The organism is Stutzerimonas zhaodongensis, assembly GCF_003696365.1.
GTDB classification, from domain to species: domain Bacteria; phylum Pseudomonadota; class Gammaproteobacteria; order Pseudomonadales; family Pseudomonadaceae; genus Stutzerimonas; species Stutzerimonas zhaodongensis.
The window spans coordinates 751,821-764,423 of the sequence record NZ_RFFM01000002.1 but is presented as its reverse complement, the minus strand read 5'-3'; the positions used below and the strand labels follow the sequence as shown (position 1 = coordinate 764,423).

The 12,603-nt window shown below is 62.4% G+C and carries 9 protein-coding genes; 8 read left to right on the top strand and 1 reads right to left on the bottom strand.

Going from position 1 to position 12,603, the window contains the following annotated elements; genetic code table 11:
- Positions 1-101 precede the first annotated feature (101 nt).
- The 3 genes from EA797_RS11915 (at position 102) to putP (EA797_RS11905) (ending at position 5,963) form a co-directional block, all read left to right on the top strand.
- Positions 102-857, top strand: a complete 756-nt coding sequence (locus EA797_RS11915) for an AraC family transcriptional regulator (RefSeq protein WP_122165401.1) — start codon at positions 102-104, stop codon at positions 855-857.
- A gap of 253 nt (positions 858-1,110) precedes the next feature.
- Positions 1,111-4,272 (top strand): bifunctional proline dehydrogenase/L-glutamate gamma-semialdehyde dehydrogenase PutA, encoded by a 3,162-nt coding sequence (gene putA / locus EA797_RS11910; RefSeq protein ID WP_122165399.1) that lies wholly within the window; start codon positions 1,111-1,113, stop codon positions 4,270-4,272.
- 206 nt (positions 4,273-4,478) lie between these two features.
- Entirely contained in the window at positions 4,479-5,963 is a 1,485-nt protein-coding gene (gene putP / locus EA797_RS11905; RefSeq protein ID WP_122165397.1) for a sodium/proline symporter PutP, read from the top strand.
- A gap of 105 nt (positions 5,964-6,068) precedes the next feature.
- Here putP (EA797_RS11905) and EA797_RS11900 read toward each other — a convergent pair whose 3' ends face one another.
- Positions 6,069-6,293, bottom strand: a complete 225-nt coding sequence (locus EA797_RS11900; protein WP_122165395.1) for a DUF3203 family protein — start codon at positions 6,291-6,293, stop codon at positions 6,069-6,071.
- A 240-nt stretch (positions 6,294-6,533) separates the two neighbouring features.
- Between EA797_RS11900 and EA797_RS11895 the strand changes: the two genes are divergently transcribed.
- The 5 genes from EA797_RS11895 (at position 6,534) to putP (EA797_RS11875) (ending at position 12,546) form a co-directional block, all read left to right on the top strand.
- Positions 6,534-7,208 (top strand): methylamine utilization protein, encoded by a 675-nt coding sequence (locus EA797_RS11895; protein ID WP_425275568.1) that lies wholly within the window; start codon positions 6,534-6,536, stop codon positions 7,206-7,208.
- Positions 7,189-9,546 carry a putative bifunctional diguanylate cyclase/phosphodiesterase gene (locus tag EA797_RS11890; RefSeq protein ID WP_122165393.1) on the top strand — a complete coding sequence of 786 codons (2,358 nt, stop codon included), beginning with the start codon at positions 7,189-7,191 and terminating at the stop codon, positions 9,544-9,546. The genes EA797_RS11895 and EA797_RS11890 overlap by 20 nt, the downstream gene beginning before the upstream one ends.
- The gene (locus tag EA797_RS11885) at positions 9,543-10,400 is read left to right on the top strand and encodes a DUF3034 family protein (RefSeq protein ID WP_122165391.1); all 858 of its coding nucleotides are present in this window, start codon (positions 9,543-9,545) and stop codon (positions 10,398-10,400) included. The genes EA797_RS11890 and EA797_RS11885 overlap by 4 nt, the downstream gene beginning before the upstream one ends.
- Positions 10,400-10,831, top strand: coding sequence for a group I truncated hemoglobin (locus tag EA797_RS11880; RefSeq protein WP_122165390.1), 432 nt, complete (start codon positions 10,400-10,402; stop codon positions 10,829-10,831). The genes EA797_RS11885 and EA797_RS11880 overlap by 1 nt, the downstream gene beginning before the upstream one ends.
- A 230-nt stretch (positions 10,832-11,061) precedes the next feature.
- Positions 11,062-12,546 carry a sodium/proline symporter PutP gene (gene putP, locus EA797_RS11875; RefSeq protein ID WP_122165389.1) on the top strand — a complete coding sequence of 495 codons (1,485 nt, stop codon included), beginning with the start codon at positions 11,062-11,064 and terminating at the stop codon, positions 12,544-12,546.
- The last annotated feature ends 57 nt before the right edge of the window (positions 12,547-12,603 follow it).

Genomic DNA, 12,603 nt, shown 5'->3' with positions numbered 1-12,603 from the left:
GGCGAATGATTTCAATCCGGCAGCCGCTTTGCTGGATTTGCCGCTGCTGTAAAAACCCCCTGGCCTCCGGTAGAGTGCGGCCATACGCCAGGTACCCCGCCATGCTCAACGCACGTCTGCTTCGCCTCGATGATCAGGCTCACGAACACGCCCACGACTACCACCAGTTGGTACTGTCGCTGTCGGGCAGTGCCGAGTTCGAGGTGGACGGGTCGGGTGGTGAGGTTTGCCGTATGCGTGCCTGCCTGGTGCCAGGCCACGCTGATCATGAGTTCGCTGGCAAGGGTGACAACCGCATGCTCATCATCGATCTCGATGAGCAGGATCTGAGCGCAGACGACCCACGCCTGCTGGCGCAACTGTTCGAAATCCCGCGCTATCCGGCGCTGGACGCCGACTTCCATAACTTGCTCAACTATGCCGGTGCCGAGCTGGCGCGCTACGGTAGCGACCCGCTGCTGGCGCGCGCACTGGGCGGCGTACTGCTGCGTGCCTTGCATCTGCGGGTGTTCGGCGAGGCGATACATCAACCGAGAGGTCCGCTGGACATCGCCCGCCTGGATGCGCATATCGAAAGTAATCTGGCACGTCGGATTACGGTGGCCGAACTCGCGCAGGTGGTTTGCCTGAGCCCCAGTCACTTCCACGTGCAATTCAAGGACAGCGTTGGTCTCACGCCGCATCAATATCTGCTCAAGAGTCGCCTCGATCGTGCGGCCAGGCTGCTTCGCGAAAGCCCGCTGCCGCTGGTGAGGATCGCCGAAGAGTGTGGATTCTCCAGCCAGAGCGCCTTGACCACTGCGACCCGTCGCTACCTTGGGCTGACGCCGAAGCGGCTACGACGCAGCGAAGATTAAACGCACCGGGTCGGTGCGTTTTTCGTACAGGTGCCGCTATCGTGCCTCGCTATAGCGCTTTTTCTTGACAGCGTTTTGACGGTTATCAAAACCCGTAGGTTTTTGTAAAAGATCCGTAGGTTTGCACAACAACCCAAAACGCCATCGTCTTAGATTCGCCTACCCGTTTTGGCGAACTCCCGCGCATCCCTTATCGCGCGTGGCCGCTGAACCAGATCCCAACACAACAACACTCCACGAGAGGAGCGGCGCGATGTTCAAAGCCGGTCAAGTCTTGCAGGGCGATTTCGCCAATCTGAAAGCCGCCGAATTCTTCCCCACCGTGAGCGCCAACTACAGCGTTGACGAGTCAGCCTATCTGAACGAGCTGTTGCAGCTTGCCGACCCCGGCGAAGCGGGCATCGAAGCCATCCGCCGTGAAGCCCGCACCCTGATCGAAGCGGTACGTGGCCGCGATAACGCAGTCGATACCCTCGATGCACTGTTGCGTCAGTACAGCCTGGATACCCATGAAGGCCTGATGCTCATGTGCCTGGCCGAAGCGTTGTTGCGTGTGCCGGATTCGGCCACTGCCGACGCGCTGATCCGCGACAAGCTCAACGCCGCCGAGTGGGAACGTCACCTGGGCAAGAGCGACAACGTGCTGGTCAATTTCGCCGCCTGGGGGTTGGTGATGACGGGCAAGGTCGTCGACCCGGACAACTCCGATGGCCGCCCGAAGAACGTCATAGGCCGGCTGGTCAAGCGTTCTGGTGAGCCGGTCATTCGTGCTGCCATGAATCAGGCGATGAAGCTGATGGGCAAGCAGTTCGTGCTTGGCCGGACCATCTCCGAGGCCTTGAAGAACGGCCGTCCCGAGCGTGAAAAGGGCTACACCTACTCCTTCGACATGCTCGGCGAAGCGGCGCTGACCGATGAAGATGCGCGCAAGTACATGGCCGACTACCGCCAGGCGGTGCAAACCGTGGGCGCCGAGCCACAGGTCGGACCTGGTCCGCGGCCGTCCGTGTCGATCAAGCTGTCCGCGCTGCACCCGCGTTATGAAGTCGCCCAGCGTGAGCGCGTGCTCACCGAGTTGTTCGAAAGCGTCCGCGAGCTGGCAATCCTGGCGCGCAAGCTCGATGTCGGCATCACCATCGACGCCGAAGAGGCTGATCGCCTGGAGCTGTCCCTCGAACTCTATGAAAAGCTGATGCGCGACCCGGCCATCGCCGGGTGGGGCGAGTTCGGCTTGGTGATTCAGGCGTATTCCAAACGCTGCCTGCCGGTGCTGGTCTGGCTGACCTTGCTGGGTAAAGAGCTGAACGCGCGCATCCCGCTGCGTCTGGTGAAAGGCGCCTACTGGGACAGCGAGATCAAGCAGTGTCAGGTTCAGGGACTCGATGGCTATCCGGTGTTCACCCGCAAGGAAGGTACCGACACCTCATACCTGGCCTGCGCCCGGTATTTGCTGTCCGAGCACACCCGCGGCGTGATCTACCCGCAGTTCGCCAGCCACAACGCGCACACCGTCAGCTGCATCCTCGCCATGGTCGGTGAGCTGAAGGTCCCGCGCGAGTTCGAGTTCCAGCGGCTGCACGGCATGGGTGATGCGCTCTACGACACCGTGATCGAGAAGTACCGCAAGAACGTACGCATCTACGCACCGGTTGGTGCCCACAAGGATCTGCTGCCTTATCTGGTGCGACGCCTGCTTGAGAACGGCGCGAACTCATCCTTCGTCCACCAGCTGGTCGACCCGCGCGTGCCGGTGGAGACCCTTATCGATCACCCGGTCACCCAGCTGCGTCAGTTCAAGACCCTCGGCAACCATCGCATCCCGCTTCCGCCGGCGCTTTACGGCAATCGAACCAACTCGCAAGGCATCAACATGAACATCCAGACTCAGTGGAACGAACTGTCCAGCGCCTATCAGACTTTCCTCGACCGTCAGTGGCAGGCCGCCCCGGTGATCGGAGGGCAGAAACTCACCGGCACAGCGAACAAGTTGCATTGCCCTTATCAACTCAGCCAGGAAGTGGGCACGGCCCAGTTCGCCACTGCTGAGCAAGCCAAACAGGCCATCGACGGCTTGTCGGCTTTCTGGCCGCGCTGGAATGCCACGCCCATCGAACAGCGCGCGCAAATCCTCGAGCGCCTCGGTGATCTGCTTGAAGCCAACCGCGCCGAGCTGATGGCCATGTGCACGCTGGAAGCCGGCAAGACATTGCAGGACGGCATCGACGAAGTCCGTGAAGCCGTGGATTTCTGCCGTTATTACGCACTGCAGGCTCGTCTGAAACTCGGCCGCGAAGAGCTTAAAGGCCCCACCGGCGAGCGCAACGAGCTGTTCCACGAAGGCCGCGGCGTATTCGTCTGCATCAGCCCCTGGAACTTCCCCCTGGCGATCTACCTCGGCCAGATCACTGCAGCCCTGGTTGCCGGTAACACCGTGCTGGCCAAGCCTGCCGAGCAAACCAGCCTGATCGCCGCCCGCGCACTGGAACTGATGTTCGAAGCTGGCCTGCCCAAGGACGCCATCGCATTCCTGCCGGGCGACGGCGCCACCCTTGGCGGCGTCTTCTGCCGTGATCCGCGGGTCGTCGGCGTTTGCTTCACCGGCTCGACCGATACTGCGCGCATCATCAACCGTCAGTTGGCCGAGAAGGAGGGCGCCATCGCCACGCTGATCGCGGAAACCGGCGGCCAGAACGCGATGATCGTCGATTCCACTGCGCTGCCCGAGCAGGTGGTCAAGGACGCCATCGGCTCCGCCTTTACCAGCGCCGGCCAACGTTGCTCAGCCCTGCGTGTGCTCTACGTTCAGCGCGACATCGCTGATCGGGTGATCGAGCTGATCAAGGGAGCGATGGACCAGCTGAAGGTCGGCCCGACCCACCTGCGCGAAAACGATCTCGGCCCAGTGATCGATGCCGAAGCCCGTGATGGCTTGCTGGCGCATATCCAGAAGCTGAAGGGTGAGGGCAAGCTGATCGCCGAAGCCAAGCTGCCGGGCAGCCTCAACGGTCACTTCGTTGCGCCGGTGGCGTTCGAGATCGGCGGGATTCACGAACTGAAGAAGGAGCAGTTCGGCCCCGTGCTGCACGTGGTGCGCTTCGACGCGGCGGATCTGGAGAAGGTAGTCACTGACATCAACGCCACCGGCTATGGCCTGACGCTGGGAGTGCACACCCGCAACGAGGAAACCGCCGAGCGTATCGAAGCGATGGCGCGAGTCGGCAACCTCTACGTCAACCGCAACCAGGTGGGCGCCGTGGTCGGCGTGCAGCCATTCGGTGGCTGTGGCCTGTCCGGGACCGGCCCGAAAGCGGGTGGCCCAAGCTACCTGCTGCGCTTCGTCAACGAACGCACCACCTCTACCAACACCACCGCGGTAGGCGGTAACGCGTCCTTGCTGTCGCTGGGCGACGACTGATCGTCGACTCCGCGCGAAACGGCCGGCGGCTCGGTTCAGAGACCGCCGGCTCGATAGAACAACCAGAACAGTTGGCGGATCGCTCTTCCGCCTCTGATGGGCTCAGGTGAGCCCGTCCCGGTGATGGCGCGAACCGCCATCGCCCTCTGCCAGGTGGGGTCGGGAATAACCTCGCGCCCATCCACAACAACTAATGAGGGAACAAAATGAGCATCAGTACACCCACCCTGATCACGTTCTTGATTTACATCGGCGCCATGCTGTTGATCGGCTTCGTCGCGTACCGAGCCACCAAGAACTTCGACGACTACATCCTCGGCGGCCGCAGCCTCGGCAGTTTCGTCACCGCACTGTCAGCCGGTGCCTCGGACATGAGCGGCTGGCTGCTGATGGGCCTGCCAGGCGCCATCTTCGTGGCGGGCCTGTCCGAAAGCTGGATCGCCATCGGCCTCATCGCTGGTGCCTGGCTGAACTGGCTGTTCGTCGCCGGCCGTCTGCGCGTTCACACCGAGCGCAACAAAAACGCGCTGACCCTGCCTGATTACTTCTCCCACCGCTTCGAGGACGAGAGTCGCACCCTGCGGATCTTCTCGGCGCTGGTCGTGCTGGTGTTCTTCACCATCTATTGCGCCTCCGGTGTGGTTGCCGGTGCACGTCTGTTCGAGAGCAGCTTCGGGGTGCCCTACAACCTCGCGCTGTGGATCGGCGCGGCAGCTACCATCCTCTACGTGTTCATCGGCGGCTTCCTCGCGGTGAGCTGGACCGACACCGTTCAAGCTACGCTGATGATCTTCGCGCTGCTGATCACCCCGGTGTTCGTGATTCTGGCGCTGGGCGACATGGGCGCGGCGATGGATACCATCGCTACGCAGAACCCAGCCGCGTTCGACATGTTCAACGGCCTGTCCTTCGTTGCCATCGTTTCCCTGCTGGCCTGGGGCCTGGGTTACTTCGGGCAGCCGCACATCCTGGTGCGCTTCATGGCTGCCGATTCGGTGAAGACCATCCCCAACGCCCGCCGTATCGGTATGGCCTGGATGATCCTGACCCTGGCCGGCGCTGTGGCCGTGGGCTTCTTCGGCATCGCCTACTTCGCAGGTCATCCGGAGCAGGCGGGCCCGGTCTCCGAGAACGGCGAGCGCGTGTTCATGGAACTGGTGAAGATCCTGTTCAATCCCTGGGTCGCCGGCATCATCCTTTCCGGTGTTCTGGCTGCCGTGATGAGTACCCTCAGCGCGCAGCTGCTGGTCAGCTCCAGTGCCCTTACGCAGGACTTCTACAAGGCCATGCTGCGCAAGAACGCCTCGCAGACCGAGCTGGTCTGGGTCGGCCGAGCGATGGTTCTGCTGATCGCCTTCATCGCTCTGGGTATCGCTTCCAACCCGGACAGCAAGGTACTGGGCCTGGTGTCCTACGCCTGGGCGGGCTTTGGCGCTGCCTTTGGCCCGGTGGTACTGATCTCGCTGTTGTGGAAGAACATGACCCGTAACGGCGCACTGGCCGGCATGATCGTCGGCGCGGTAACCGTGGTGGTGTGGAAGGAATTCATCGGCATGGGGCTGTACGAGATCATTCCGGGCTTCATCCTCGCCAGCATCGCCATCCTGATCTTCAGCAAGGTTGGCGCAGGTGCATCGCCAAGCATGATCAAGCGCTTCGAAGACGCTGAGAGCGAGTATCAGCGCGGCTGATTCAGTCGCCTCCAGCAAGACGAAACCCCGCTGCCGGTTGCCGACAGCGGGGTTTTGTTTTTTCTAATCGCCGACCGTCGGTCGGTTCTGGCTCATGCGGCTTATTCAGTCGTCGACAACAAGGTTCTCACGGTCGTCCTTGGCGCCAGCGGCGATCAGATGCTCGGCCATGTCTTCGGTTACGTGAACACTGTGGCCAGCGATGTGGGCCATTGACATGCGGGCTGCGGGATCGGTGCTGACTCGGACATCCGTGATCGCGCTGCGATGGGTCGCGCCTTCGAGTGTGGTGGAACAAGTGCCGGTGGCGGTATCGATATTGACTGTCATGGCGGATCTCCTCGGGTTGCGATGGAGCCGCAATTGCTGGTGCGGCCGTTACGCATCAGACAGTCGCACGTGCGATCTGTTTAGGTAGAGCTTCAGTGATCGGGCCTCGTCGGTCGGATCGATGGATCAAGTTGCAATTATTTTGCTGATCAAGTGATGGCAATAGGCTAGCCTGGGCAGGCCAAAAGGTTGCCAGGGAAAGGCTGCAGTCCACGGTGCTCGCAAAGACGGAGTCGGGGTATGGTCATGAGCGTTCTGCGGTTCAGTTGTTTTCTCATGCTTTTTGCACTTTCTGCGCCCTTGCAGGCTCGGCCGGTTAGTGTGCAAATCTTCGATTCTCAGGGGCAGCCGGTCGCGGGTGCCGTCCTCAGCCTCGCTGGCAGTCCGGCCGGAAACGCCGTCGGCCTTGCGGTGATGGATCAGATCGACAAGCAGTTCTCGCCAGCTGTACTTGCGGTTGCGACGGGTACGGCAGTGAGCTTCCCCAACCATGATGGCATTCGTCATCAGGTCTATTCCTTTTCATCCGCCAAACGCTTCGAGCTGCGGCTCTATGAAGGCACCCCCAGTGCGCCGGTGACCTTCGATCAGCCGGGTCTGGTGGTGCTGGGCTGCAACATCCACGACTGGATGCTTGGCTATGTGTACGTCACCGATGACCCCTGGTTCGCCGTCAGTGACGAGCAGGGCCGAATCCAGCTGAACGTGCCTGCCGGCCAGTATCCGTCGACGCTCTGGCACCCGGCGCTGGTTGATATGCGGCCCATCAGCGCTGGGACGTTGCAAATGGGTGCAGCGCCGATCGAGCTGAACCTGCCGGTCGCGGTAACCGCCGCGCTTCAGCCCTCGGCGCCAGAACCTACTCCTTTCGCCGAAGCGTTCAGGAAGGCGACCCGTGACGCGCCGCAGCCTTAGTTTCCACGCGCGTCTATCGTGGATACTTGCCGCTTTCCTGTTGGTGGTGATCGCCGCGCTGTATTTCTCCGTACGGCTGGTAACCGAGTCGGCCGTGAGCAGGCAGGCAGCTGAACGGCTTGAATCCGGCCTGCGGGTGTTCGAACGGCTGATCGACATCCGCGGCCGGCAATTGCGCGACGGCGTGCAGGTGCTGGCTGCCGATTTCGGTTTCAAGGAAGCGGTGGCCACCGGCGATACTCCGACTCTGCAATCGGCAATGGCCAATCAGGCCGCGCGTATCAATGCCAGCGAGGCCATGCTGATCGGCCTGGATGGCAGGGTGCTGGCCTCGAGCCTGTCCAATGCCGTGTCGGGCGACAGCTTCCGTTACGCGACCGAGCTGCGCGACGCACGCGGGCAGGAGCATAGGCTGCTGGTCGTGGTGCTCGATAACCAGGCGCATCTGCTGGTCGAGGCTGAAGTCCGCGCGCCATTGCCGATCGCTCGGGTAGTGATGGGTTTCGCCATGGACGAGGCGCTTGCGCGGGAACTCAAGCAATTGACCGGCCTGGACGTTTCCTTTCTGACAAAGGAGGAGGGCGGCGCCACGTTGGCCACCACGCTGGAACCTCGCACCCATTCTGAGCTGATCGATGGCTGGAGCCGGCATGTCCACGCCAACGGCATCGAAGCGCTGACGCTCGGCGGGGAGCGCTACCTGAATGAAGATGTGGAATTGTCTCAAGGTGCAGGCTATAGCGTCATTGCGCTTGTACACAGCTCGCTGGACGAAGCGTTGGCCGCGTTCCACCAACTGGATTCCAGAATTCTGCTGATCGCACTGGCCGGTCTGATCGCCTCCCTTATCGGCGCACTGCTGCTGGCGCGTAGCCTGTCGGAGCCGGTCAACGCGCTGGCCCGGGCGGCAGACCGAGTCGGTCGTGGTGATTACCACACGCCCATCGAGCTGGACCGCGAAGATGAACTCGGGAGCCTGGCCAAGGCGCTGAACCAGATGCAGCGCGGCATCGCCGAACGCGAGCATCTGATCGCACACAACATGCTGCACGACGATGTAACAGGCCTGCCCAATCGCTCATTGGCCGCTGAATTGCTGGCCAGCGCCGTTGAGGCTCGCCGGATCACGGCGGTGTTGCACATCGGCATCGGCAACCTCGATGCCGTGCAGGATAGCGGCGGTTCCGAAGGCGTCGATCAGGCGCTGCGCGAGCTTACCCAACGCCTGCAGGCAGGTTTGCAGCCGGGAGATCACCTGGCACGTATGCTGTCCGACGAATTCCTGCTGATCGTCAGCGACACCTCGGCTGACAATGCTTTCAGCGCTGCCGTTGCGGTGCAGCAGGCATTGGCACTACCGGTGCGCGTCGCCGAGCTTGAAATGCGCATCGAGGCGCACATCGGGGTGGCCGGTTATCCGGACGATGCAGGCAGTGTCGACGAGCTGTTGCGTCGCGCCCGCATCGCCATGCAGGACGCCGCGCAATTGCCCGACGGTTTACAGCTCTACCAGCACGGGCGCGACGATGCCCACCAGCGGCAGATCACCCTGATACGCGACCTGCGCCGCGCTGCCCAGGTCGGCGGGCTGCTCCTGCATTTCCAGCCCAAGGTGGATCTCGAACAGGGGCGGGTCTATCAGGCCGAGGCGTTGCTGCGCTGGAATCACCCGGTGTACGGGGTAGTGTCGCCCGGCGAGTTCATTCCGCTGGCCGAGCGCACCGGCAGCATCCAGTTGCTGACAGCCTGGGTCATCGAGGCGGTGCTGCGTCAGCTCCATGTCTGGAACGGACGGGGGCTGTATATGGAAGTGTCATTGAATATATCCGCCGAAGATCTGGCCAGCATGACTCTGGACCAGCGTGTGGCCGAGCTGCTGCAGCGCTATGTAATCCCCGGCGAGCAGCTGGTCTTCGAGATTACCGAAAGCGCCATGATGCGCGAACCGGAGCGCGCCCTGGCGATGCTGCACCGGTTGCGCGCGCTGGGCATTCGGCTGTCGGTAGACGATTTCGGCACCGGCTATTCCTCCCTCGCCCAGCTGCGTCGCATGCCGGTGCAGGAGCTGAAGATCGACCAGTCATTCATCCGTGAGCTGGACGACACCTGCGGCGATGCGGTGATCGTTCGCTCGACCATCGATATGAGCCACGCCCTGGGTCTGAAAGTCGTGGCCGAGGGCGTCGAGCATGGCGAAACCCGCGATCTGCTGCGCGGCTGGGGCTGCGACACCCTGCAGGGCTATTTCTTCAGCCGACCCTTGCCGGCCGATGCGTTCGAAACCTGGCTAAAGCAACAGCCGCACCTGGCCGCGCGGCCCCGCAAGGAGCACTCATGACACGACTACGAGCGCTGTTGCTGGCAGCCTGCTGCGCGCCACTGCTGGCCCACGCTGATGCAGGCCGTTTGCTGGCCACTGGTGGCGCAACCAGCATCGAGGGTACTGCCGGAGGTGGCATCACTCCCTGGGCCGTCCTCGCTGGTTATGGCGAGCGCGGCGAGTGGGGTGGCGATGTCTTCGCCACTCGCGTGGAGACCGGTGATTACCGGCTGGATGTCGGCGGCGTGGCGTTCGCTTACGACAATAGGGTGGAGCTGTCATTCGCTCGACAGCGATTCGACCTCGGGACGCTCGCCCGCGACCTGTCTTTGCCGGAAAACAGCCTTAGCCAGGACATCTTTGGCATCAAGGTGCGGTTGTTCGGCGACCTGATCTACGACCGCCTGCCGCAGGTCTCGCTGGGCCTGCAGCACAAGCGGCAAAAGGATTTTCTGATCCCGTCTCTGGTGGGCGCGCAGCGTGACGAAGACACCGAGGCCTATCTCACCGGCAGCCGGCTGATCCTCGGCGGCGCCTTTGGTTACAACCTGCTACTCAATGGGGGGGGGCGTTACAGCCGTGCCAATGAACTCGGCCTGCTCGGTTTTGGCGGTGACCGGCGAGACACCCGCAGCCTGCTCAAGGAAGGCTCTGCGGCGGTGCTGTTCAACCCTCACTGGGCGCTGGGCATCGAGTACCGCGAAAAGCCGGACAATCTGTCCTTCGCGGGCGAAAGCGACTGGGCCGACCTGTTTCTCGGCTACTTTCCCAACAAGCGCCTCGCAGTGGTACTGGCCTATGCTCGGCTCGGAGAAATCGCCACCCTGGACAACCAGGACGGCGCCTACCTGTCCGTCCAGGGGAGCTTCTGATGCGTGGTCTGATTGGGCTGGGTTGTCTGTTGGCTTGTCTGCTGTCGGCTGCCTGCACTCAGCAGCCGCTCCGGAGCGACAGTCTGTACGGGCAGCTGGGCGGTGAGCCCGGCATCACCCGTATCGTCGAAGGCATGCTGCTGCGCATTGCCGGAGATCCACGCATCGTCGATCACTTCCAGAGCGTCGACATCCAGCGGGTACGGGACAAACTCATCGAGAAGTTCTGCGCCGAGGCGGGCGGTCCCTGTGTTTATACCGGCGACAGCATGGAGGAGAGTCACAAGGGCCTGGCGCTTACCCCATCCGACTTCAACGCGTTGGTGGAAAACCTCCAGGCCTCGATGACGGCCGAGGCAGTGCCGATCCCGACCCAGAACCGCTTGCTGGCGCGCCTGGCGCCAATGCGCGGACAGGTTATCGATCAATAAGCGTTCCCCTAGCGGCGGTCAGCTCGCCATCTCGTCGTGTGTCAGCGGACCAAAAGCGTTTGGGTACTTTTTTCCGGCAAAACCCTCCGGTCACGAGCGCGGAGCCAATCCAGACGCTATTCTTTCGCGCCTAACCCGACCCATCCGTTGCCAACGCTGCGCCACAAGCGTTTGCGTTTCGTCAGTGGAGGCGGGGGCCAGGTCCCCGCAGCACAAGGAAAACAAAACCAATGAATGTGAGTACCCCCACCCTGATCACCTTCGTGATCTACATCGCGGCGATGATCATTATCGGTTTCACCGCCTACCGCGCCACCAAGAACTTCGACGACTACATCCTCGGCGGCCGCAGCCTCGGCAGTTTCGTTACCGCATTGTCGGCGGGCGCGTCCGACATGAGCGGCTGGCTGCTGATGGGCTTGCCGGGCGCCATCTTCGTGGCAGGTCTGTCGGAAAGCTGGATCGCCATCGGCCTCATCGCTGGCGCCTGGCTCAATTGGATCTTCGTCGCTGGGCGGCTGCGTGTGCACACCGAGCACAACCATAACGCGCTGACCCTGCCGGACTACTTCTCCCACCGCTTCGAAGACACCAGCCGCCTGCTGCGCATCTTCTCGGCGCTGGTGATCCTGGTGTTCTTCACCATCTATTGCGCCTCCGGTGTGGTAGCGGGCGCGCGGTTGTTCGAGTCCACTTTCGGCATGGAGTACGGCACGGCGCTGTGGGTTGGCGCAGCCGCAACCATTCTCTACGTATTCATCGGCGGCTTCCTGGCTGTGAGCTGGACCGACACCGTGCAGGCCACGCTGATGATCTTCGCGCTGCTGATCACCCCCGTGTTCGTGATCCTCGCGCTGGGCGACATGGGCACCGCGATGGACACCATCGCCGCGCAGGATCCGTCGAACTTCGACATGTTCAAGGGCCTGTCCTTCATCGCCATCATTTCCCTGCTCGGCTGGGGCCTCGGCTACTTCGGCCAGCCGCACATCCTGGTGCGCTTCATGGCCGCCGATTCGGTGAAGACGATCCCCAACGCCCGTCGTATCGGCATGGCCTGGATGATCCTGACCCTGGCCGGCGCAGTGGCCGTGGGCTTCCTCGGCATCGCCTACTTTGCCGACAACCCCGGGCGCGCAGGCGCGGTCACCGAAAATGGCGAGCGCGTGTTCATGGAGCTGGTGAAGATTCTGTTCAACCCCTGGGTCGCCGGCATCATCCTTTCCGGCGTACTGGCTGCGGTGATGAGTACGCTCAGCGCCCAGCTGCTGGTCAGCTCCAGCGCCCTCACGCAGGACTTCTACAAGGCCATGCTGCGCAAGAATGCTTCGCAGACCGAGCTGGTCTGGGTTGGCCGTGGCATGGTTCTGCTGATTGCCCTAATCGCCATCGGCATTGCATCCAATCCACAGAGCAAGGTGCTGGGTCTGGTGTCCTACGCCTGGGCAGGCTTTGGTGCGGCCTTTGGCCCGGTAGTGCTGATTTCGCTGGTCTGGAAGCGCATGACGCGTAACGGCGCGCTGGTCGGCATGCTGGTCGGTGCGATCACCGTGGTGGTCTGGAAGGAGTTCATCGGCCTTGGGCTGTACGAAATCATTCCGGGCTTCATCTTCGCCAGCATCGCCATCTACGTCGTCAGCCTGATGGGTAAAGAGCCGGCAACCACCATCCAGCGTCGCTTCGAAGCGGCCGACGCTGAATACCGCGCTGGCTGATCGCGCCGCGCCAGCTGACCTTGCGCCGGATCATCGTCACAGCGGCGACGATCCCGG